Origin of the sequence: Streptomyces sp. NBC_00536, from assembly GCF_036346295.1 — a bacterium.
GTDB lineage: Bacteria > Actinomycetota > Actinomycetes > Streptomycetales > Streptomycetaceae > Streptomyces.
Genome location: NZ_CP107819.1, coordinates 4,372,909 through 4,394,783 on the forward strand (window position 1 = coordinate 4,372,909; position 21,875 = coordinate 4,394,783).

At 71.6% G+C, this 21,875-nt stretch carries 17 protein-coding genes, 2 tRNA genes and 6 pseudogenes; 14 read left to right on the forward strand and 11 right to left on the reverse strand.

The window, feature by feature from the left end; genetic code table 11:
- Positions 1-22: 22 nt before the first annotated feature.
- Complete coding sequence (locus OHS33_RS19225) at positions 23-2,569, forward strand: ABC transporter permease (protein ID WP_330331650.1); 2,547 nt, start codon at positions 23-25, stop codon at positions 2,567-2,569.
- A gap of 72 nt (positions 2,570-2,641) precedes the next feature.
- Here OHS33_RS19225 and OHS33_RS19230 read toward each other — a convergent pair whose 3' ends face one another.
- Both OHS33_RS19230 and OHS33_RS19235 read right to left on the reverse strand, forming a co-directional pair.
- Entirely contained in the window at positions 2,642-2,914 is a 273-nt protein-coding gene (locus OHS33_RS19230) for a hypothetical protein (protein ID WP_330331651.1), read from the reverse strand.
- Between the two features lie 91 nt (positions 2,915-3,005).
- A pseudogene (locus OHS33_RS19235) lies at positions 3,006-3,083 on the reverse strand (hypothetical protein); the annotation flags it as partial.
- A gap of 584 nt (positions 3,084-3,667) precedes the next feature.
- Between OHS33_RS19235 and OHS33_RS19240 the strand changes: the two are divergent.
- The gene (locus tag OHS33_RS19240) at positions 3,668-5,740 is read left to right on the forward strand and encodes a SpoIIE family protein phosphatase (RefSeq protein ID WP_330331652.1); all 2,073 of its coding nucleotides are present in this window, start codon (positions 3,668-3,670) and stop codon (positions 5,738-5,740) included.
- A 177-nt stretch (positions 5,741-5,917) separates the two neighbouring features.
- Here the strand turns inward: OHS33_RS19240 and OHS33_RS19245 are convergent, their stop codons facing one another.
- Positions 5,918-6,118: a hypothetical protein gene (locus OHS33_RS19245; protein ID WP_330331653.1), complete on the reverse strand. Its 201-nt coding sequence runs from the start codon at positions 6,116-6,118 to the stop codon at positions 5,918-5,920.
- A 205-nt stretch (positions 6,119-6,323) separates the two neighbouring features.
- Here OHS33_RS19245 and OHS33_RS19250 point away from each other — a divergent pair, with 205 nt between their 5' ends.
- Positions 6,324-6,599, forward strand: a complete 276-nt coding sequence (locus tag OHS33_RS19250) for an isoamylase early set domain-containing protein (RefSeq protein WP_330331654.1) — start codon at positions 6,324-6,326, stop codon at positions 6,597-6,599.
- A 92-nt stretch (positions 6,600-6,691) separates the two neighbouring features.
- Here OHS33_RS19250 and OHS33_RS19255 read toward each other — a convergent pair whose 3' ends face one another.
- Positions 6,692-7,033, reverse strand: a complete 342-nt coding sequence (locus OHS33_RS19255; RefSeq protein WP_330331655.1) for a MerR family transcriptional regulator — start codon at positions 7,031-7,033, stop codon at positions 6,692-6,694.
- A gap of 750 nt (positions 7,034-7,783) precedes the next feature.
- On the opposite strand from OHS33_RS19255, the gene OHS33_RS19260 reads away from it, so the two are divergent.
- Positions 7,784-8,143: a hypothetical protein gene (locus OHS33_RS19260; protein WP_330331656.1), complete on the forward strand. Its 360-nt coding sequence runs from the start codon at positions 7,784-7,786 to the stop codon at positions 8,141-8,143.
- Positions 8,144-8,579: 436 nt separating this feature from the next.
- On the opposite strand, the gene OHS33_RS19265 is transcribed toward OHS33_RS19260, so the two are convergent.
- On the reverse strand, positions 8,580-9,098 hold the full coding sequence (locus OHS33_RS19265; protein ID WP_330331657.1) for a hypothetical protein: 519 nt from the start codon (positions 9,096-9,098) through the stop codon (positions 8,580-8,582).
- 361 nt (positions 9,099-9,459) lie between these two features.
- Here OHS33_RS19265 and OHS33_RS19270 point away from each other — a divergent pair, with 361 nt between their 5' ends.
- The 4 genes and pseudogenes from OHS33_RS19270 to OHS33_RS19285 all read left to right on the forward strand — a co-directional run bounded on the left by OHS33_RS19270 (position 9,460) and on the right by OHS33_RS19285 (position 12,841).
- Positions 9,460-10,200 (forward strand): SDR family oxidoreductase, encoded by a 741-nt coding sequence (locus tag OHS33_RS19270; RefSeq protein ID WP_330331658.1) that lies wholly within the window; start codon positions 9,460-9,462, stop codon positions 10,198-10,200.
- Between the two features lie 68 nt (positions 10,201-10,268).
- Positions 10,269-11,243 carry an RNA polymerase subunit sigma-70 gene (locus tag OHS33_RS19275; RefSeq protein WP_330331659.1) on the forward strand — a complete coding sequence of 325 codons (975 nt, stop codon included), beginning with the start codon at positions 10,269-10,271 and terminating at the stop codon, positions 11,241-11,243.
- A 42-nt stretch (positions 11,244-11,285) separates the two neighbouring features.
- Positions 11,286-12,236 (forward strand): annotated as a pseudogene (locus OHS33_RS19280) (sigma-70 family RNA polymerase sigma factor); the annotation flags it as partial.
- Between the two features lie 56 nt (positions 12,237-12,292).
- Positions 12,293-12,841 carry a dihydrofolate reductase family protein gene (locus OHS33_RS19285; protein ID WP_330331660.1) on the forward strand — a complete coding sequence of 183 codons (549 nt, stop codon included), beginning with the start codon at positions 12,293-12,295 and terminating at the stop codon, positions 12,839-12,841.
- Here OHS33_RS19285 and OHS33_RS19290 read toward each other — a convergent pair.
- Positions 12,829-13,197: a hypothetical protein gene (locus OHS33_RS19290; protein ID WP_330331661.1), complete on the reverse strand. Its 369-nt coding sequence runs from the start codon at positions 13,195-13,197 to the stop codon at positions 12,829-12,831. The genes OHS33_RS19285 and OHS33_RS19290 overlap by 13 nt on opposite strands.
- A 173-nt stretch (positions 13,198-13,370) precedes the next feature.
- Between OHS33_RS19290 and OHS33_RS19295 the strand changes: the two are divergent.
- Positions 13,371-13,541: pseudogene (locus OHS33_RS19295) on the forward strand (HAD family phosphatase); the annotation flags it as partial.
- Between the two features lie 168 nt (positions 13,542-13,709).
- Here the strand turns inward: OHS33_RS19295 and OHS33_RS19300 are convergent.
- Positions 13,710-13,942 (reverse strand): annotated as a pseudogene (locus tag OHS33_RS19300) (class I SAM-dependent methyltransferase); the annotation flags it as partial.
- A gap of 176 nt (positions 13,943-14,118) precedes the next feature.
- Here OHS33_RS19300 and OHS33_RS19305 point away from each other — a divergent pair.
- Positions 14,119-14,615, forward strand: a pseudogene (locus OHS33_RS19305) (hypothetical protein); the annotation flags it as partial.
- Between the two features lie 132 nt (positions 14,616-14,747).
- Here OHS33_RS19305 and OHS33_RS19310 read toward each other — a convergent pair.
- A tRNA-Lys gene (locus OHS33_RS19310) sits at positions 14,748-14,820 on the reverse strand.
- 273 nt (positions 14,821-15,093) lie between these two features.
- Between OHS33_RS19310 and OHS33_RS19315 the strand changes: the two genes are divergently transcribed.
- The 4 genes from OHS33_RS19315 (at position 15,094) to OHS33_RS19330 (ending at position 18,515) form a co-directional block, all read left to right on the forward strand.
- Complete coding sequence (locus OHS33_RS19315) at positions 15,094-15,588, forward strand: FBP domain-containing protein (RefSeq protein WP_330331662.1); 495 nt, start codon at positions 15,094-15,096, stop codon at positions 15,586-15,588.
- An 83-nt stretch (positions 15,589-15,671) separates the two neighbouring features.
- Positions 15,672-15,745, forward strand: a tRNA-Met gene (locus OHS33_RS19320).
- A gap of 280 nt (positions 15,746-16,025) precedes the next feature.
- Positions 16,026-17,120 (forward strand): PP2C family protein-serine/threonine phosphatase, encoded by a 1,095-nt coding sequence (locus OHS33_RS19325; RefSeq protein ID WP_330335104.1) that lies wholly within the window; start codon positions 16,026-16,028, stop codon positions 17,118-17,120.
- 309 nt (positions 17,121-17,429) lie between these two features.
- Positions 17,430-18,515, forward strand: coding sequence for a M23 family metallopeptidase (locus OHS33_RS19330; RefSeq protein WP_330331663.1), 1,086 nt, complete (start codon positions 17,430-17,432; stop codon positions 18,513-18,515).
- On the opposite strand, the gene OHS33_RS19335 is transcribed toward OHS33_RS19330, so the two are convergent.
- From OHS33_RS19335 to OHS33_RS19345, 3 genes and pseudogenes are all read right to left on the reverse strand, one after another.
- The gene (locus tag OHS33_RS19335) at positions 18,424-19,785 is read right to left on the reverse strand and encodes a PrsW family intramembrane metalloprotease (protein ID WP_330335105.1); all 1,362 of its coding nucleotides are present in this window, start codon (positions 19,783-19,785) and stop codon (positions 18,424-18,426) included. The two genes, OHS33_RS19330 and OHS33_RS19335, sit on opposite strands and share 92 nt — an antisense overlap.
- A gap of 107 nt (positions 19,786-19,892) precedes the next feature.
- Positions 19,893-20,699, reverse strand: coding sequence for a tRNA (guanosine(46)-N7)-methyltransferase TrmB (gene trmB / locus OHS33_RS19340; protein WP_330331664.1), 807 nt, complete (start codon positions 20,697-20,699; stop codon positions 19,893-19,895).
- Positions 20,700-20,884: 185 nt separating this feature from the next.
- A pseudogene (locus OHS33_RS19345) lies at positions 20,885-21,787 on the reverse strand (FAD-dependent oxidoreductase); the annotation flags it as partial.
- Positions 21,788-21,875 lie beyond the last annotated feature (88 nt).

A 21,875-nucleotide genomic window follows, 5' to 3' on the forward strand; every position in this document is an offset into this window, starting at 1 on the left:
TCCCCCCCCAGGATCCGCACCCATGTTCCGTACCGCCCTGCGCAACGTGTCCGCGCACAAGGCCCGCCTGCTGATGACCGCCTTCGCGGTCATGCTCGGGGTCACCTTCATCTCCGGCAGCCTCGTCTACGGCGACAGCATGAACCGGGCCGCCACCGCCCGGGCGACCGCCGGGTTCGACCGCATCGCCGTCAGCGTCTTCGCCGAAAACTCCCGCGCGGGCGGCGCCCCACCGGCCGGCCTCGACGCGGCCACCGTGCGCGCCCTGGCCAAGGTCGAGGGCGTCGCCGCGGCCTCGGGCCGGGTGGGCGGCTTCGCCGCGGTCGCCGGGAAGGACGGCCGCCCGCTCGGTCACGGCCCGTCCCACAAGGCCGCCAACTTCACCCCGGGGGCCGATGGCCAGGACCCCGCATACCGCTTCACCCAGGGCTCCGGCCCGACCCGCGACGACCGGATCGCCCTCGACGAGACCACCGCCGCGAAGGGCGGTTACCGCGTCGGTGACACCGTCCGCGCCGGTACGAACGAGGGCGCCGCGAGCTACACCCTCAGCGGCATCTTCCGTACGGACGCCGCCGCGCGCGCCGCCGGGGGCAGCCTCACGCTGTTCACCGACGCCACCGCCCAGCGGCTCTTCCTCCAGCCCGGCCGCTTCGAGAACATCGAGCTGACGGCCGCGCCCGGCACCGGCGCGCAGCAGCTCCTGGGCCGGGTCGAGGCGATGCTCCCGAAGGGCGCCGGGGCGGCCACCGGGGCCCAACTCGCCCGGATCCAGGCCAATCTGGCCACCAGCGACAGCGACACGATGAGCCAGATCCTGCTCGGCTTCGCCGCGGTCGCCCTCTTCGTCGCCACCTTCCTCATCTCCAACACCTTCACCATGCTGGTCGCCCGGCGCACCCGGGAACTGGCCCTGATGCGGGCCGTCGGCGCCTCCCGCAAGCAGGTGCGCCGGATCCTGCTGACCGAGTCCCTGCTCGTCGGCGCGCTCGCCTCCGCGGCGGGCCTCGCCCTCGGCACCGGTGCCGCCGTACTCCTCCAGAGCATCTTCGCCACCGACAGCGCCCCGGCCGCCCCGCTGGTCCTCACCCCGGCCACCGTGTGCGTGTCCCTGCTGGTCGGCACCCTGCTGCCGATGGCCGCCGCCTGGCTGCCGGTCCGCCGGGCCATGGCCATCCCGCCCGTCGCCGCCCTCGGCGCGGCCGAACCCGCGGCGCCCGCGCGCACCGGTTCCCTACGCAGCGGACTCAGCGCCGCGCTGGTGCTCACCGGCACCGCCGCCGTGGTCTACGGCGCCCTCACCACGGGGAAGGACAGCCGGAGCGTCATCGGCCTCGGCGCGGCCCTGACCCTGGCCGGGGCAATCGGCTTCATCCCGCTGCTGTCGCGGCCGTTCGCCGCCCTGCTGCGGCCGCTGCTGACCCGCGTCCACCCGGTGTACGGGAACCTCGCCGTCCGCAACACCGTGCGCGACCCGCGGCGTACGGGCGCCACCGCGGCCGCGCTCGCCATCGCCCTCACCCTCGCCTCGGGCCTGTCCGTCCTCGGGGCGTCCGCCGCCCAGTACCTCGACCGCGCGACCACCCACGACTTCGCCGCCGACTACCTGGTGAAGCCCGTCGAGGGCGGCGCGGGCATGACCCCCGTCACCGCGGCGCCGCTCAAGAAGCTGCCCGGTGTCGCGTTCAGCCCCCTCAACCAGTCCACGGAATACCGGCTGGCGGGCGCCCCGTCCGTCCTGACCGGCGTCGACCCGGCCACCATCGGCCGGCTGCTGCGCTACGACGTGACCGAGGGCTCCCTCGACCGCCTCGCCCAGGGCCAGATCGCCGTGGCCGACTTCAAGGCGAAGAAGGAGGGCTGGCACATCGGCCAGACCCTCCCCCTGGAGCGCCCGACCGGGCAGGACAACCAGCGCGGCAGCGTCACCATCGGCGCGGTGTACCGGGCGGACGAGCAGAGCAACCTGCTGCCCAGCATCACCGCCCCCGACGCACTCGTCGCCCGCTACGACCCCACCCCGCACACCAACGGGATCCTGCTGGCCACCGACGGCGGACCCGGCCGGGCCGCGCTCGCCCAGGTCACCCACGCCCTCGGCGACAACCCCGCCCTGGCCGTCCTCGACGCGACGGACCTCCGCGCCCAGGACAGCGGCAGCATCGGCGACCAGCTCAACGTCTTCTACGCGCTGCTGAGCATGGCCCTGACGATCGCCGCGCTCGGCATCGCCAACACCCTCGCCATGTCCGTACTCGAACGCCGCAAGGAGATCGGCACCCTGCGCGCCCTCGGCGTGGACCGCGCCGGAGTGGCCCGGATGATCCGCCTGGAGGCCCTGGTCCTCGGCGCGCTCGGCGCCACGGTCGGCACCGTCCTGGGCGTCTTCCTCGGCTGGGCGCTCGGCCGCACCCTCCAGGAGAGCGTCGCGGGCTACACCCTGGTCCTGCCCTGGGGCCGCCTGGCCCTCGGCGTGCTCATCGCCATGACGGGCGCCCTGCTCGCCTCGCTCTGGCCGGCCCGCAGGGCCGCCCGCGTCGACATCCCGGCCGCGATGACGGCCCAGTAGCCGCCAACACCCCCCACCCGCACGACAGAGCGCCCCACCCGGCCGGAACCGGGTGTGGGGCTGAAGGACCGCTCAGTCGCGTTCTTCCTCCTCGGCCTCCATGCGACGGATTCCCTCGTGCGTGAGGGTGACCATCGCGGGTGTGTTGCCCGGCTCCCAGTCGACCGTGATCAAGCCCTCGCCTGCCAGGTAGGTGCAGGCGGCGGCCAGATCCTGTTCCGGCACGTGGAGGTCGTGCCGGAGCTGGGCTCCGGTGATGCCGAGGAGGCGGTTGCCTTCGATGGCTTCGTACAGGACCCGGAGCACCTGTTCGCGGTAGGTCTTGCGTTCGCGCAGTGTGGCCATGACCGCGTCCTTTCGTGTGTGGGAGTGGGCTCCGGGGCCCGTCGAGGCTCTCAGGTCTCGTCGGGAGCTCGGCTCCGAGATCACGGGAGTAGGGCCACCAGGCACCGTCCAGCCGACCCGCGAGAGCCGACCGGCGTGAGGGACAGGCGCGCCGGAGCCAGGGGAGCACCCACCTGGGACTCGGCGCGGTGAAGGGCCGTGGCCATGTCGCGGACCCGTCCCCGGGCCGTTCGCGAACGGCCCGGTGCAGTGATCGCCGGAAACGACATCCGCGGGGGAGCAGACGTACGAAATACTCCCGGTTCCTTCACCCTACTCCGGTCTGCGGCCCCGGAAGTCGGTTCTGACCAGGTACTTTCCGGTTCCGCAGGGAGCCCCGCCTGTGTGGAGACGAGCGTCACCGGGGGCATGCGGAGTACCGTGAAACGGTGGTGGCGATGTGCCGGTCAACAGCCACTCTGACGCTGGTCACTGGCGTCGGATCCGGTGTCGCCGTACCCCGCAGACAGGCGAACCGACATGGCTGCATCCGGCACACCCACTCCGCCCAGGCTCCTTCCCTCATAGCCACCACCACGCCGACAGACCGCTCAGCCCAAGACTGGCGCCGACGGCCCTCTGATGGCGAACTGAGACCAGCAAGGGTGACGTCCCCGGGCTGGTGCCGACCGGCAGCCGGGGGCAGGCCGGGAGGCTCCGCTGACGAGGAGGCCACTGGTCACCAGCGGTGACGGGCGCGGAAGGAGCCACGGGATGCAAGCCGAATCCTTCCCGGGCTACCCCGGCCAGTCCCCGGATGGTGGTTCACCCGAGCCGGGGGGCCTGCTGGACGTCCTGAAGGTCGCAGCTGTGGTGCTCGACGCGGACGGACGGATCACGTTGTGGAGCCCGCAGGCCGAGGAACTGTTCGGATACACCTCGGATGAGGCCCTCGGCCGGTTCGCGGGCCGGCTGCTGGTCCACGAGCAGCACCTGGAGCTGGTGGTCGAGCTGTTCGCGCGGGTCATGGCGGGCGGGGGCAGCTGGGCGGGCGTGTTTCCCGTGCGGCACAAGGATGGCGGCACGCGGCTGGTGGAGTTCCGGAACATGCGGCTGGAGGACGGCCGGAAAGGCGTCTATGCCCTGGGCCTGGCTACCGACCAGGCGACGTTGCGGCGGGTGGAGCGGGATCTGGCGCTGTCCACCCGGCTGATTTCGCAGTCCCCGATCGGGCTGGCGGTGGTAGACACCGATCTGCGGTATGTGACCGTCAATCCGGCGCTGGAACGCATCAACGGCCTGCCGGCTGCCGAGCATGTCGGCCGGAACGTCCGCGAGGCACTGCCCTTCTTGGACATCGAGTCCATCGAGTCCGCCATGCGCGAGGTTCTGGCCGACGGAATCCCGATCCTTGACCGCGAATCCAAGGGGCGCACCCCGGCCGACCCGGACCGTGACCACGTGTGGTCGGTGTCCTTCTACCGGCTGGAAGCTTCCAACGGGAAGGTGCTCGGCGTCGCGACCTCCGTCGTCGACGTGAGCGAACGGCATCGCGCCACGGCCGAGGCCGCCGGGGCCCGGCAGCGCCTCGCCCTCGTAGCCGACGCCTCCCTGCGCATCGGGACCACGCTCGACCTCGACCAGACCGCCCGCGAACTCGCCGAGGTCTCGGTGCCGGAGCTGGCCGACGTGGCCGCGGTGGACGTGCTCGACAGCATCCTGCACAGCCGTGAGGCCGTTGCCGTACACAAAGGGTCAGCGGTTTTCAGGGCCCTGGCCGTGGCTGCCGCGTACCCCACGGACGCGGTGCGTGCGGCCGATCCGCCGGGTGAGGTGGCACGCTACGACGCCGACCGGCTGGTCACCCGGTGCGTGAACACCGGCCGCCCGGTCCGCGTGCCCCACGTGGACGCCGATGACCTGATCCGCATCGCCCGCAGTCCCGAAGCCGTCGGCATGCTGGCCGCCGCGGGACTCCACTCCTACCTGGCCGTGCCGCTCATCGCCCGTGGCGAAGTCCTCGGCGCCCTCGACCTCAAACGCCTCCGCAATCCGGAACCGTTCACCGCCGACGACGAGGTCCTGGCCGGCGAGCTGGCCGCGCGCGCCGCCGTGTGCATCGACAACGCACGCTGGTACCAGCAGGCACGCAACACCGCCCTCACCCTCCAGCGCAGCCTCCTCCCTCAGCAGCCACCGGACCCGCCCGGCCTGGAGATCGCCTACCGCTATCAGCCCGCCCAAGCGGCGGACGAGGTCGGCGGCGACTGGTTCGACGTCATCCCCCTGACGGGCGACAAGACCGCCCTCGTCGTCGGCGACGTCATGGGCAGCGGCATCAGCGCCGCCGCAACGATGGGCCAGCTCCGCACCGCCACCCGCACACTGGCCGACCTCGACCTCGACCCCGGCCAGGTACTGCGTCACCTCGACCGCCTGACGGACCTCATGGGACAGACCATCACGACCTGCGTCTACGCGGTCTACGACCCCCACCACACCCGATGCCTCGTCGCCAACGCGGGGCACATGCCCCCCGTGTTGATGCGTCGCGGACGGCCGCCCGCACTATTGGAACTGCCCACCGGAGTCCCTCTCGGAGTCGGCGACGTCGTCTTCCACACCACCACGTTCGATCTGCACCCGGGCGACCAACTGGTCCTCTACACCGATGGCCTGGTCGAAACCCGTGACCAGTCCATCGACGAACGCTTGAACGCTCTCCTCGCCCTCCTGGCAAAGCCGCCACCCTCTCTGGAGGAGACCTGCGACATGCTCCTCCACGCCCTGCGCCACCCCGGCGACCACGATGACGTCGCCCTGCTCATCGCCCGGGTCCATGCCTGACACCCCCACGGCCGGGCCGGGGGTCACCTGTGGGTGCCGGCGGGAACGGATCAGTCCCGGAACCCTCGAAGCCGACCCCGCCCCCTCAAGACCGGCGTCGGGCGGGACGCGACAGAGCCCGGCCGGGGTGACTGTGGACCGGCCGGGCCCTGCGTGTGTGGGCGAGCGCTGCTCTGCTCAGAGGTTCTCGTCGTGCAGGTCCTCTTCGCGCAGCAGGTCGTCCTCGCGGCGGCGCGGGCTCTCCTTCTGACCGGGCTTCTGCCCCTGCTCGCGGGACGGCTTGCCCGGCTGCGCGTGCGCGGGATCTCCGGGACGATGGTGCTCCTGCGCCTCGCGGCCCTTGCCCGGCTCCTGACGCTTGTCCTGCTTACCGTCCATGTCGGCGACTCCTCTTGATGCGTGGGCTGCGGATTCCCCTCGGATCACGCTGACACGCACAGTGACGGTCTGCATCATTTCGACTACGGAGCGAGGCGCACGGGTGACGCCGGTCCCCGGCGTGGCGGCGTCCGGAGGCGGACCATCCCTTCAGCGCCGAGGATGGGCGCGATCCCCACCCCATTCGCTGTCAGGAGTCCGTCTCATGTTGGAGCGCACGCTGGGCAAGGACCGCACGGAAGTCACCTTCGTCCTGCCCGCCGACACCCCGCCCGGCCCGGTCAGCGTGGTGGGCGACTTCAACGACTGGCGGCCCGGCACCCACACCCTCCGGCCACGCGAAGACGGGAAGCGGGCGGTCACCGTCGAGCTGCCGAGCGAGAGCACGCATTCCTTCCGGTACCTGGCCGCCGGTGACTACTGGTTCAACGACGAGAGCGCCGGCGACCAGGACGGCCCCAACAGCCGTCTGCACACCTGATGGCCCCAGCGGCGCGATCCGGCACACAGCTTCGGTCGCTTCCACGGTGAAACGCCCCGGCCCACGGCAACCTTGGCTCGCAGGCGCAGTCGTCACACGGCGGCTGATGGATGGGGTGTTTCGGTGGTGCGGCGGTATTCGGCGTTGATGCGCTGGGCTTCCGCGAGCTGGTCTTCGAGGATGACGATGCGGCAAGCGGCCTCGATGGGGGTGCCCTGGTCGACGAGCTCCCGGGCTCGGGCGGCGATCCGCAGCTGGTAGCGGGAGTAGCGGCGGTGTCCGCCCTCTGAGCGGAGCGGGGTGATGAGGCGGGCTTCTCCGATGGCGCGGAGGAAGCTCTGGGTGGTGCCGAGCACGGCTGCGGCCCGGCCCATGGTGTACGCGGGGTAGTCGTCGTCGTCGAGACGATCGTCGAACGAGTCGTGTGCTGTCATTTGCACCTCTCTCTGTGGAACGCGTGGAGGGGCCCTAGCGCCGTACGGCACCAGGGCCCCGAAGGAACTGCTACACCATCTGCCGACCCTAGTACTGCGTCGGCCTTCTGTTTCCGCGGGCCTGACCAGCACTCGGCCGGGGGCGCGGGGATCGCGGTTGCTTGACCGGAGACCACCTCACTATCGATGTCCTGCGGTACCCGGGCTCAGCCTTCCGACCCGGGCGATCCTGATGGCGGTCAACTCCTCCGTTCTTCCCTCTGGTGGAACCAATCACTTACCAAACGGGGGGACTGCGACTGCTGGTCGTGCGAACTGCACTTTCTGAACTGCCACTGCGTTAACTGCGGTACTGCTCGTGGCAGCCCCTGATCACTGCGGGCCGCCCGGTCCGGTCGTCAGTTCCGTCGCCATCAAGCAACAACCTTGGCTTCGGAACTCCACCACCGCACCGTCCTGCGCACTGCATGTACTGATGCCCGGCAGTTCGTCCCTCCGGGCCTTGCTCGATCTCGGCTACGAGAGAAACCATAACCACGCCGCAATCGAATGTCTACTGCGGCCGTCACAGATTTTCGCGTGTTCGACGGGTAGGTAATCGGGGTCGAACGTGGCCTGTATCCGTGCGCGGGGCAGCCGGCGGGTGGCACCGCCTCCGGTCGACGCAGCGCCTGCGCGCCTCGGCGTGCTGGGCGAGCGGATCGCATGCGCCGGGCCCGCAGGGCGGGGCGGGCAATAGAATCGGCTCCCATGTCGAAGCCTGACGAGCTGCTCGTGAACGTCGCCGCCCTGGTGGAGTCCGAGCAGAGCAACCAGATGTCCCTGACCGTGGTCACCGGCGGTGCTGTCATCACCGGCCGGCTCGCCCCCGAAGCCGTGTGGAGGCAGCGGGTGTCGGAGGTGCTGACGGATTCCGCCCGTCTGGGCGAGTTCTCCGCCATCTTCACCGCCACGACACCCAAGGAGGGGCCACCCACGCATCTGCACTTCCATGTGGCGCGGATCCTGCAGGGAACCGTGGGCATCCCGGAGACGGGCGGCATGTACCGCGTCTCGATCGAGAACGTCAGCGCCTGGACCATGGGCGATTTCAGCTACTCCGACCACTGACCTGCGGTCGACAGCTACTTGTACGCCCTCTGGCAGCGGGGTGGGGTCATGGGCGCCACGCCGCACCATCGAGGTGGCCCAGGGCATGACGGGCCGTCTGCTCACGCATCGCTCACCCACGGGCCTGGAAACGACTTGGGGACCACCTACCAACATCGGTAGGTGGTCCCTAAGTACCAGGTCAGAGGCTTTCCCTCGGCCCGGGAGCAGTAGGCCATGTCGGACTCGAACCGACAACCAACGGATTAAAAGTCCCGGCAAGATCATGCCGGGCCGTTCCGCTCGGTCCGGCGGGGTCCGGACGTGCCTGGTCAGACGGATGCGGCGTGCTACTGGATCCGCTCCAGCCCCCGCCTTCCCCTCGCGTCCGCTCACGCATCGCTCACGCATCGGACCCCGGTGACCTGGCCTCTTGCCGCCCGCAGGGGCCTGTCTGTCAGGCCCCGAGACGGCGGAGGAACTCGTCCTCGTCCACGACCTCGATGGCCTGGCCGGCGTCGAGGAGAGCCTGTGCGTCCTTCAACTTGCCGCTCAGCGTGTCGCCGGGCTTGAGCTGGGTCTGCGTGGCGGAGACCAGGATGTCGGTCTTCTTGGTCATGTTCTTCGTGGGCTGCGCGCCGACCTCGGCGAGGCGGGCGAACGCCTCGGGCCGCTCCATCGCCGTGAGCTTGCCAGTGAGGCAGACGGTCAGTCCGTACAGGGCCCCGTCGGGATCGGCGTCGGGGTTGGCGCCGGGAACAGGCCTGCGATCGCGGCGGCCCGAGCCCTGGTACTGGCTGCCGCGCCACTGGTTGTCGGCCGTCATGGAGCCCCAGCGGATCTGGTGCTTGTCCAGCAGCTCATCAAGCGTCGTCGTGCCGGATTCACGCATCGCCGCGAGCATGATCTCGGCGGACGCCCTGGAGTCGGCTTCGGCCTGGTGGTGGTCGGTGAAGGCGTGGCCGGCGGCGTCCATGCAATGGGGCAGTCCGTAGGACAGCAGCTGCCAGGTGCGGCGTGCGACGACCTGGGAGCAGGTGTACCGAAGCTCGGGCCAGGCGATGCCTTCGGCGTCGCAGGCGGCCCGGATGACGCTGAAGTCGAACCCGGCGTTGTGGGCGACCAGGGGCCGGCCGTCGGCGAACGCGAGGATCTCGGCGAGCGCGGCCTTCCAGCCGGGGGCGCCAGCGCTCGGTCGGGTACGCCGCGGCGGCCCGATCCGTGCGGTGCGCGATCCGCCCTCGATCCTCCGAAAAATCTTTCCGCGAGGGCGACGGTTTTTCCGCCCGCCGCTGGTCTGGATAGGTACCGAACCCGACCACCACGTGGAGTCTCCGATGTCAGATCCCGTTCAGACCGCTGTGGTCACTGGTGCCAGCCGTGGCTTCGGGCGCGCGATTGCCGCCGCGCTCGTCGCCCGGGGAACCCGCGTCATCGGTATCGCCCGCGACGGGCAGGGGCTGCGCGCCGTACGCGACGATCTCGGCGAGGGCTTCACGCCCGTTGCCGCAGACGCCACCGACGAAGCGCTCGCCGCGGAGGTGATCCGCACGCATGGCCCGAGCCTGCTCGTCCTCAACGCCGGGGCCACGCCGCACATGGCGCCCGTGCAGGAGCAGACCTGGGAGACCTTCAGTCGCAACTGGGAGGTCGACACCCGGCACGTGTTCGCCTGGACCGGGGCGGCGCTGCGGGAGCCGCTGGCGCCGGGCAGCCTGGTCCTGTCGATGTCCAGCGGGGCCGCTCTGGGTGGCTCCCCGCTCAGCGGCGGGTACGCGAGCGCCAAGGCCGCCGTCCGCTACCTGCGTCAGTACGGTGCCGAGGAGTCCGAGCGGGCCGGGTTGGGAATCCGGTTCGTCACGGTGCTGCCGGACATGACCCCGGTCGGCGGGGTGGGCGAGGTCGGGGTGACGGGCTACGCCGCGCGGGTGGGTGTCGATCGGGAGACCTTCATCGAGGGACGGCAGCCGATCCTCCGCCTGGAGCAGGTCGGCAAGGCCGTCCTGGAACTCGCCGGGAACCGGGACAGCGGTGCGGAGTACCGGCTCGGCGGCGATGGTCTGCGCCTGATCGGCTGAGCCGCCACCCGGCCACGCCGCCCACCGCCGCCTACAGTGGCCCCGTCGCACTCCGAGGAGGATCCGCGATGCCGTCGAACGCCGATTTCACCGCCCTGGCCGAGCCGTTCCGGCCGGAACTGCTCGCGTACTGCTACCGGATCCTCGGCTCGATCCACGACGCCGAGGACCTGGTGCAGGAGACCTACCTGCGGGCGTGGCGTGGGTTCGACGGCTTCGAGGGGCGCTCCTCGCTGCGGCGGTGGCTGTACCGGATCGCCACCATGGCCTGCCTGACGGCACTGGAGACGCGCAAGCGCAGGCCCCTGCCGTCGGGGTTGGGCGCGCCGTCGGACGACCACCGGGTGGAGGTGGCTCCCCGCGAGCCGACGGTGGCATGGCTCCAGCCGGCGCCGGACGCTCGGTTCGGCGCCGGCGACCCGGCGTCGGTCGTGGCTGCGCGGACGAGCGTGCGCCTCGCCTTCATCGCCGCGCTCCAGTACCTGTCCGCCCGCCAGCGCGCCGTGCTGACCCTGCGCGACGTGCTCGGGTTCCGGACGGCCGAGGTGGCGGAGGTGCTGGACACGACCATCGCGGCCGTGGACAGCGCGCTCCGCCGCGCCCGGGCTCGTCTGGCCGAGGCCGCGCCTGTCGCGGACGAGCTGGCCGATCCGGACGAGGGGATCCGGCGCGGCCTCCTCGACGACTACGTCGACGCCTTCACCCGCGCCGACGCCGCCGCGCTGGTCAAGCTGCTGCGGGCCGACGTCGAGCTGGAGATGCCGCCGACCCCGACCTGGTTCACCGGCCGCCCGGCCGTCCTCGGCTTCCTGTCCGCCCGTGTCCTGCGACCGGATCTGTGGCGGATGACGCCCACCCGTGCCAACGGCCAGCCCGCCTTCGTCGTCGAGCGCCACGCGGGCGACGGCCGGTACGAGCCCTACGGCATCCAGGTCCTGACCCTGCGCGGGGACCGCATCGCCCGGATCACCGCCTTCAACGACCCGACCCTGGTGCCGGCCTTCGTGCCGGACCAAAGCACCCGCACCCTGCGAGCCCGCTGAGCCCGGACCGGGCCTTCCGCCGCCGGGGTCCGGCATGATGGACCGGTGGACTTCGAGCCGTACCGGGGTGAACTGACGGCGTACTGCTACCGGATGCTGGGCTCCTACCAGGACGCCGAGGACCAGGTGCAGGAGTCGCTGCTGCGCGCATGGAAGGCGCGGGACCGGTACGACCCGGACCGGGCTTCGGTGCGGACCTGGCTGTACCGGATCGCGACCAACGTGTGCCTGACCGCGCTGGAAGGCCGCGCGCGGCGTCCGTTGCCGTCCGGTCTCGGCGCGCCCGGTGAGGACCCGAGGGTGCCACTCGTGCCGGCCCCGGACGTTCCCTGGCTGGAGCCGTTCCCCGACACCCGCTTCGATCTGGAGACGCGCGCCGACCTGCGACTCGCCTGGGTGGCGGCGGTTCAACTGCTGCCGGCACGACAGCGGGCCGTACTCGTGCTGCGTGAGGTGCTCGGGTTCACCGCCGCAGAGGTCGCCGGCCAGTTGGAGACCACGGTCGCGGCGGTCAACAGCTCCCTGCAGCGCGCCCGCGTCACCCTCGCCGGTGGGCGCACCGAGCTCACCGAACTCACCGAACCGGACAGTCCCGAGGCGCGCGAGGTGGTCCAGCGCTACGCCCGCGCCTTCGAGGCGGCCGATGTCCCTGCCCTTGTACGGCTGTTGGCCGAGGACGCGATCCTCGAGATGCCGCCCGTCCCGCTGTGGTACCTCGGTCGTCAGGACTACGGCCGGTTCATGGACCGGGTGTTCGAGATGCGCGGCCGAGGCTGGGCCACACGGCAGCTCACCGCCAACGGCCAGCCCGCGCTCGCCACGTACCTGCCTGCGGCGGAGACAGCGGACGCCTTCCGACTCCACAGTCTGCAGGTCTTCACCGTCCACAGTGGCCGAATCACGCACAACGTGGTCTTTGCCGATCCAGGACTGCTGCAGGTCTTCGGCCTTCCCTCGCGGATTTCTTCCGAAAAGCTGCGCCGGGAGCGATGAGTCCGGGCGGTGTCGCCGGTACGTACTGGTGAACACCACACCGAAGGAGACTCATCATGAGCGTCATCGTCATCGCGTTCACCACCGTGGACGGGGTCGTGTCCGACCCCGACGGCTCTGCGGGCACGCCGGAGGGCGGCTGGCTGTTCCGGTTCGGCCGTGAGGAGATCGACGGCGACAAGTTCCGGATCGGGAGCACGCTGGAGAAGGGGGTCCTGCTGCAGGGGCGGGGGACCTGGCAGCAGTTCTCGAACCTCTGGCCGCACCGTGAGGGCCCGTTCGCCGCGCAGATGAACGCCGTCCCGAAGCTGGTCGCCACCCGTACCCTGACCGACACCTCGGCCTGGGCGAACTCCCAGCCCCTCGACGGCGATCTCGTCGAGGCCGTCAAGCGCGAGGACCGCGACGTGGTCGTCATGGGCAGCCTCGGCATCGTGCGCCAGCTGATGGCCGAGGACCTGGTCGACGAGTACCGGCTGATGACCTTCCCCACCGTCCTCGGCGCCGGCCAGAGGCTCTTCCCGGCCGACGGCCCGCACACGAACCTGGAGTGCCTGTCAGCGGAGCAGGTCGGCGCCCTCGTCCTCACCCGCTACGGCCGGTAGCCCTCTGACCCAGAGCGGGGTGAAGCCCCGGCCGACCGGTTGCCGAAGATGCCGAGGCGGAGGATACGAGATTCGAACTCGTGAGGGGTTTTATCCCACCACGCTTTCCAAATTCCGACGATCTGGGCGAAGTTCAGCTTGGTGGTGGCCGTGGCCGGAGTCTCGAACCACACGTTGTTCTTGTACGCGTACGTGCCGGACTGGCCCTTCCGGAACGGCGGCCGGGGCGTTTCGCCGATGTCCTTGATGTTGGGCTTTCCGTTGAGGGCGCGGGACGGGCCGTAGGCCTCTACGATTTCCCACCAGCGCTCGACCTTGTAGCCGGGGGGCTTCTGCCTCGCGAGCCTCGGGGTCACTGTGGCCCGACCGCGTGGGTGGCCACGTGCCCTGCTGATCGCCCAGGTAGTCCTTCTGTCGCTTGATGCGCAGGGTTTCGGAATGCGGTCCGCAGGGCCTCGTGTCCGAGGCTCCCGTGAAGTCGTAGGTCATCACGCTGACCCAGTCGACGAGGGCGGACAGCGCCTTCGCGTCGTGGTGCGTATCCGAAGGACTGGACCCGGAGGCGTGGCGCAGCACTCTCAACGACCACCCGGAGGGTCGGCGTCTGTACGCGGCTCTGGAGGTTGGGGAGATAGGGCAGGCGGAGTGGAACGAGGGCACTGCCGCTCTGCTAGGTACACACGTGGACCCGGTGAACCTGAGGCCGTCGCGGAGCTTGAGGCTCTGCTGGAAGTTGCGGTCCCCGCCGCTTGACCGCGGCTGTTGGCTGGTGGCGGCCTTCCTGGCCCGCTTGGAAGCCACAGGTCCTGGGGCCAAGTCCGGTCGGCCTGGGTTGCGGAAGGCGTCACCGCAGCTCAAGGATACTGTTCTATGCGTGCGCTGCTCGGCGGACGAGGAATCCGCCAAGGCAGGTGACCCGGAACGCGCCTTCCGCCTGGATGGCTTCGTCCACCCGTTGGCGGGCCCGTTCGATCGTCTCCGTGAACGGGACGCCCATCTGGCCAGCCCACGCCTCGTACGAGGCCAGGTGCGCGACCACGGGCCCGGGGTCGGTCACTTCCTGACATCGTCGAAGACTGTGCCCAGGATGCCGGGGAGGTCGTGTCGTGGGGTCTGCCATTGGCAGAGGGACTGGCGGGCTGCGAGGTGCTGGCCGCTGCCGATGAGCGTGTCCAGTTTGCGAAGCCTGATGGTGATGCTTGCGGTGTACTGATCCGCGCCGAGGACCGCGGCGAGTTCCGTCCCGGCGCCTTCCACCTCGCCGCTCGCCAGGTAACAACCCTGCGTCCCACGTCGAGCTGGAATCCGGCAAGCGTCCGAAGCCCTTGCTGTGGACAGACGCCCGCGTGGAACGGTGGCGCCTCACCGGCGAAAAGCCCTCCCCCGTCATGGTGTGGACCCCGGCTCAGTTCGGTGCCCTCCTCGACGCCAGCTGAAGGAGCGGAAGAGGTGGGGGAAGGCCTGGCAGGACACCGGCAAGGTCTTCACCCAGGAGAACGGCGCCTGGCTCCACCCCGAGACCGCCTCGGAGACCTTCCGCCAGATCCTGGCCCGCACCGACCTGCCGCCGATCACCCTCCGGGACCTGCGTCACGTCTCGGCCACGCTCACCCACGGCGGTGGCGGCGACCTCCACACGATCAAGGAGACCCTCCGGCACTCCACGATCACGCTGACCTCGGACACGTACACAAGCCTGCTCCCCGAGGTCGACCAGGCAGCGGCCGAAGCGGCGGCCCAGCTGGTGCCTCGTGCCCGCTCGTCCGCCTCCTGACCAGGGCATGACGGGCCGTCCGCTCACGCACCGCTCACGCACCGGCCCGGAAACGACTGAGCGCCCCACCCGGCCGAAACCGGGTGGGGCGCTAAGTGCCAGGTCAGAGGGTTTCCCCTCCCCTGTGAGCAGTAGGCCATGTCGGACTCGAACCGACAACCAACGGATTAAAAGTCCGCTGCTCTGCCAATTGAGCTAATGGCCCGCGGAGTGCTCACCCCAGAGCATAGCCGGAGAGGGGCGCGTGGCCGATCGGGTATCGCCCGGAGTGGCTCCGGCGGTTTCCCGCCATCCGGGGCCGGCCGAACGGCCGGGTGGGTGCGGTGGGTTCGCCGGGGGAGGGGTGTCCGGGGCGCCAACCCCGGGGCGTGGGGGGCGAGTCGGGCGCCGGTGGCGGGTGGATCCGTAGAGGGTCGGGTTTTTCCGATAGGCATTAATCATTTGCCTAGGAGGTCTAGGTAAACCTAGCGTGTGTCCCATGAAAGCACTGACCGAGAAGGACATCCGGGGCTCGTTCGTGAACTGCTCCAAGGGCGAGGCCTCCCGGATACCGCTGCCCCGGGACCTCGCCACCCGCCCGTGGGAGGACCTCGACTTCCTCGGCTGGCGCGACCTGTCCGCACCCGACCGCAGCTACCTGGTGACCGGCGGGACCGACGGCGGCGGACCGGTCGGGGTGGCGCTGCGCTTCCCGTCCGTCAAGCGCAGGGCGCTGCACCGCAGCATGTGCGGCCTGTGCCTGACCCTCCACGCGGGCAGCGGGGTCTCGCTGATGACCGCCCGCAAGCGCGGCAAGGACGGGCGCGAGGGGAATTCGCTCGGTCTGTACATGTGCACCGACCTGGCCTGCTCGCTCTACGTGCGGGGCAAGAAGCTGCCCGAGCCGGGCGGCCGGTTCGAGGAGACGCTCACCGTGGAGGAGCAGATCGACCGGATGACCGGCAATCTGACCGGGTTCCTGGCCAGGCTCTGAGCCGGGCCGAGGGGTGGGCGGAGGGGGCCCGCCGTTAATTGGTCGGAGGTCCGCCCCGGATGGCGTAGAGTTGGGTTTACCGACGCGGGGTGGAGCAGCTCGGTAGCTCGCTGGGCTCATAACCCAGAGGTCGTAGGTTCAAATCCTGCCCCCGCTACGAAAGCCCTCAGGGGCGAAGACGAAGGCCCGGATCCTCACGGATCCGGGCCTTCGTCGTTCCCGGGACACGCCTGGGTCAGGTGGGCGGGTCACCCGAACGGCTCCGGCCGGTTCGCCCCGGCTCCCCGCGGCCCACACCCTGGAGGGCGAGGCGGCAGCGGCCCGCACCCGCGCGAGGGACCTGGCAGGAGAGCATCTTGGTGGGGCTGGGGCAGCAGGGCGACACCAACGGCGGGGCGGTCAGCGGCGGGACCCGGCTGGCCCGGCGCTTCGTCCGGATGCTCCCGGTGCTCCTGGTCGTCCTGGGCCTGGTCTTCGACGTGACCACCCCGCCCAACTACACCGGCTCGCCCTTCTTCTCCGCCGCCCCGCTGGTCGCCGCGCCGCTCTTCGCCCTCGGTGCGACCGTGCTGACCGGCGTCCTCGCCTCGCTCGCGGTGGTCGCGCTGCACGTCCACAACGGCACCACTTGGAAAGGGGAGGCCCTCACCGAACTGGTCACCGTCCTGACCGTCTCCGGGCTCGCCGTCCTCATCAACCGGGTGGTGCGGCGCAGCGGAGCACAGCTGGCCTCCGCGCGTGGGATCGCCGAGGCGGCGCAGCGCGCGGTGCTCCCGACCCCGGCCGACCGGATCGGGGGACTGCACATCGCCGCCCGGTACGAGGCCGCGGAGGCCGACGCGTTCATCGGCGGGGACCTGTACGCCGTCCAGGACACCCCGTACGGCGTGCGCCTGGCCGTGGGCGACGTACGGGGCAAGGGGCTGGGCGCGGTGGAGGCGGTGGCGGTGGTCCTCGGGGCCTTCCGGGAGGCGGCCGAGCAGGAGGCCGCCCTGGAGGGGGTGGCCCGGCGGCTGGAGCGGGCGCTGGCCCGGGAGGGCAACCGGCGCGACAGCCTGGACGCGGTCGAGGGGTTCACCACCTGTGTGCTGGCCGAGATCCCGCGCGGGACCGGGGCGCTGCGGATCGTGAACCGGGGCCATCCCGAACCGCTGCTGCTCGGCCCGGACGGTTCCCTGGCCGTGCTGCACCCGGCGGAGGCGGCGCTGCCGCTGGGCATGGGGGAGCTGGGCAGCTGGCCGGACCGGGCCGAGGAGTGGGACTTCCCGGCGGGCGCGACGCTGCTGCTGTACACCGACGGGCTGAACGAGGCCCGGGACCGGGCGGGGGAGTTCTACGATCCTCCGGCCCGGCTGCGGGGGCGGATCTTTCCGGGCCCGGAGGAGGTGCTGGACGCGCTCATCACCGACGTACGCCACCACACGGGCGGCGGCGCGACGGACGACATGGCCCTGCTGGCGGTGGCCCGGCCGGGCGAGGGCCAGCCGGCCCGGCGGCGGACCGTACCGGTGGTGCGCCGGGACACTCCATGACAGCTTCCCGCTCACCCTGTGTGAGCGAAAGGCCGCGCTCCGCAAGGCGATTGACGGACCGTCATGAAGAGCGTGTGGCTGGAGATGCACGAGTTTGTGCACCTTTTTGACCTGGTTCACACGGGAAGGTACGGGAAAGTCCAGGCCAAAGCCGGTCGGCCGGTGGCCGATTGGCGTGAACGATCAATCGCAACTGCTTGGAATCACTCCCCGGTGTCTATTACCGTTCGATAACGCAGCGCGGTCGCCACAACCGTCGCAAGAGACGGCACAGTGCGCGTGCGCGCGGATTTCGAGGAGTGTGCCCCGGTGCCGTCCCAACCGCCTGCCCCCGACGGCGTCGACGTCCAGGAGTCCCCCACCGCCGGTGCCTGGGGCGAGTGGAACCCGACGGAGGACTCGGCCCGCCCGGTCCGCGGCAAGCACCGCGTGGCACGCCAGCGCGGCGGACTGGCCCGCAGTTCCACCGTGCTCGGGGTCGGCGTCATCGCCGCCGTCGGCGCGGGCGGGATCGCCACCGCGCAGGGCCGCCCGCAGGTCGCCATCAGCATCCCGTCCCTGGGCGACCTGGGTGACCTGGGCGCTCTCGGCGGCTCGGACGGGGGCGCGGACCACGCCGGGGACGGCTCCGAGAACGGGATCGTCCAGACGCGGGACCATGGCGCGGCCCAGGAGCGCTCGGCCACCGGGACCGGCACCGCCCAGGGGCAGTCGGCCGCCGGGTTCGATGCGGGCGAGGTGCTGCGCCACCGGATCCTCCAGCAGGCCGAATCCCAGCAGGACGCCGCAGCGGCCGCCGCCAAGGCGGAGACCGAGCGGGCCGCGCGGCAGAGCGCCGCCGAGGAGTCCCGGCAGAAGCAGGCCGCCGCCGAGGCGGCCGCCCGTACCAAGGCGGAGGCCGAGGCGAAGGCCCAGGAGCAGGCGAAGGCCCAGGAACAGGAACAGGCGAAGGCGGCGGCCGCGGCGCAGCAGCCGGCGGACGCGGCCCCGGCAGCGGCGGGCGGTTACGCCCTCCCCACCTCCGCCTACACCCTCACCTCGCACTACGGCGACGCCGGTTCCATGTGGTCCTCCGGGATGCACACCGGACTCGACTTCGCCGCCCCGACCGGCACCCCGGTCAAGGCGGTGCACGACGGGACGATCATCTCCGCGGGCTGGTCCGGCTCGTACGGCTACCGGATCGTGCTCCGGCTCTCCGACGGCACGGAGGTCTGGTACTGCCACCTCTCCTCGATGTCGGTGACCTCCGGCACGGTGGCCACCGGCGAGACGATCGGCCGGGTCGGAGCCACCGGCAATGTCACCGGACCCCACCTCCACCTGGAAGTACGTACGGACGGGGCGACGCGGGACCCGCTGACGTGGCTCCAGGGCAAGGGCCTGAACGTCTAGGAGCGGGTACGGGCACGGGTACGGACATCGGAGCCGGTACGGGCCTCCTCGCCACCGGCACCGGCACCGGCACCGGCACCGGCACCGGAACGGGCGGGCGCCCCACGGCCGTTGCCCGCACCGGCGGCGCCGCGTACAGCTCCTCCATGACGGCCGCCCGGGCCAGCGCCGGGCCCGCGGCCGCCCGGCCCCGCCACAGCCGCTCCAGCAGCTCCCGCTCGCGGTCCGCGAAGTCCACCGCGCGGCGCGGTCCGCCGCAGCGGGCCTCGTCGCGCAGCAGGGCCAGGGCCGCCGCGTCCGCCGTGTAGGCGGCGACCGCCCGGGCCGCCGGACGCCCGCCCGCACTCCGGGCCAGCGCGCGGGCCAGCGACCTGGCCGGCACCGACGCGAGCGCGGGCACCTCCGCGGGGCCCAGCCAGCCCGCGCCCGCGTACACCCGCAGCTCGCGGGCGACCGTACGCAGCTGCCCGCGCCGGAGCCGGACGGCCAGCCAGACCAGCGCCGCGAAGGCCGGGACCATCACACAGCCGTAGACGATGTAGAAGCCGTAGGCGCCCAGCCCGGACGAGCTGTTCCACAGGGCGTGCGCGGCCATGGCGAGGGCGAGCCCCAGCAGCGGCAGCCCGGTCCGGACCGGGCGGCGGACGCTGCGCGCGGCGGCGCCCAGGCCGAGCCCGGTCAGCGCGGTGAACAGCGGGTGGGCGAACGGCGACAGCATGATCCGCACGAAGAAGGTGGCCGCGGTCATCGAGTCGAGCACGCTGGTGCCGCTGTGCAGGTCCTCGCCGAAGGCATTGCCGAGATAGAGGATGTTCTCGGTGAAGGCGAAACCGGTGGCGGTGAACCCGGCGATGACCAGGCCGTCCGCGGGGCCGGTGAAATGCCGTCTTCGGAAGGTGAACACCAGCAGCAGCGCGGCGGCCTTCGCGATCTCCTCGACGACGGGCGCGATCGCCACCGAGCCGAGCTGGTCGGCGGCGGAGGGGTCGGTGGCGGCCGAGGCTATCCACTCGGTCGCGAAGTTGTTGGCGACTATGGCGATCAGCGCCGCGGTGCACGCCCCCCACCCCGCGCAGAACAGCAGCCGGGACCAGGGCAGCGGCGCGGCCCGGCCCAGCCACCGGAACGCCGCCATGAGCGGGGCCACCGGCAGCAGGGCCAGACCGAGACCGACGAAGAACCCGGCGGTGCCGGTCTGTTCCCGCACCAGCTCCAGGATGGCCGCGCCGGACAGGGCCAGACAGGAGAGCAGGGTGACGAGCACGCACATGCGGACCGCGCCCGACGGACGTGCGAGCACACCGGGGAGCGCTCGGAACACCTCATCACCCTAGCGAGCGGGTCCGACACTCGCAGTGACGTTGGCCGTTATCCCCGTTACGGGGTACGGCGGAACAGCAGGTCGTGTACGACGTGCCCCTTGTCCAGGCCCTGGCCTTCGAACCGGGTCAGCGGCCGGAAGCCGGGGCGCGGCGCGTAACCGCCGTCGGCCTGCGTGTTCTCGAACCGGGGGTGCGCGCCGAGGACTTCGAGCATCTGCTCGGCGTACGGCTCCCAGTCGGTCGCACAGTGGAGTACGGCCCCGGGGGCCAGCCGGGTCGCGGCCAGGTCGAGGAACTCGGGCTGGATCAGCCGCCGCTTGTGGTGCCGGGCCTTGGGCCACGGGTCCGGGAAGTACACGCGCAGCCCGGTGAGGGAGTCGGGCGCCAGCATCTCGCGCAGCAGGATGATCGCGTCGCCGTTGGCGACGCGGATGTTGTCGAGGCCGTTCCGCTCGGCGAGCGCGAGCAGATTGCCCTGGCCGGGCGTGTGCACGTCGGCGGCCAGGATCCCGGTGTCCGGGTCGGCGGCGGCCATCTGCGCGGTGGCCTCGCCCATGCCGAAGCCGATCTCCAGGACGACGGGTCGGCCGTCGAAGAGCTTGTCGAGGTCGATGACCTCGTGCCCGTCGATGTCCAGCCCCCAGGTCGACCACTTCCGGCGCAGCGCCTCACCCTGGCCGGTGGTCACCCGGCTGCGGCGCGGCTGGAAGCTGCGGATCCGGCGCTCGTGGTGCGAGCCCGCCGGATCGGGCGCGGGCCCGTCGGGAAACCGGGGCTCCGTGCGCCAGCGCGGCGGAACATGGGAAGCCGCCCCCTCGGGGGCGTCGGGGGTACCGGGCTGCGGATTCAGTGACTCAGACACAATGCCCCGATTCTACGACCCGGGCCGGGCTGCCACCTCAATCACCGGCGTCCCCTGTCCCGGCCACATCAGCCCAATTTCAGCCCCGCCGGCGTTTGAGGCGCCGCCGGAGGCAACGACAACGGTCAGCCGCGCAGCATCCGCACCACCCGCCTCCCCACCGCACCCCCCAACGGCAGCACCCCGGCCACCCCCGGCACCCCGCCGTCCAGCACGTGCACCACCCCGTCCGCCTCCCGGACCAGGACGTCGTCCACCGGCGTCCCGTCCGGCAGGACGGCCCGCACCCCGGGAAAGGGCCGCCCCGGGTCCGGGACCACCTGAACCAGCCCGCGCCCCGGCGAAGGCCGCACCGGGCCGTGGCCACCCCCGTCCCCCCGGACTGGAACTCCGCCCGTCACCGGAACGAGACGCACACCCGGCTCGTCCCCCGCCAGCCGCGCGACCCGGTCGGCCCGCGCCCCGGCGCAGTTCACCAGCACCTTCCCCCGCAGCACCTCGCCGGAGGCGGTCCGCACCGAGACCCGGCCCCCCGGGACCGGGCCCGGGCCCCGGCGCCGCCCGATCCGCTCCGCCCGCGCCCCGTACCGGATCTCCGCTCCCGAGGACCGCGCGAGCTGCTCCGCCACCCGCGCGCGGTCCACGACCCCGCTGGTGGCGACACGGATCGCGGCCAGCGCGCGGACCTCCGGCTCGTACTCCCTGATCTGCGCCGGGCCCAGCTCCCGCACCGGGATCCCGTGCCGCCGCCCGCGCTGGACCAGTGCGTGCAGCCGCGGCAGCTCGGCCCGCTCGGTGGCGACGATCAGCTTCCCGGTCACCTCGTGCGGTATGCCGTGTTCCGCGCAGAACCGGACCATCTCGGCCGCGCCGCGCACCGCGTAGCGCGCCGCGAGCGATCCGGGCCGGTGGTGGATCCCGCTGTGAATGACCCCGCTGTGGATGACCCCGCTGTGAACGACCCCGCCGTGGTGCCCGGTCGCCGGCCCGGGCTCCTGCTCCAGCACCACCACGCGCGTACCGGGGGCGAGCCGCGACAGGGCGTGCGCCGTCGACAGGCCGACGAGCCCGCCGCCGATCACCAGCACATCGAAGTCGTCGACCTCGTCGCGCCGATCGAACGCATCGTCATCGAGGTCATCGAGGTCATCGAAGTCATCGAACTCAGCGAAGTCA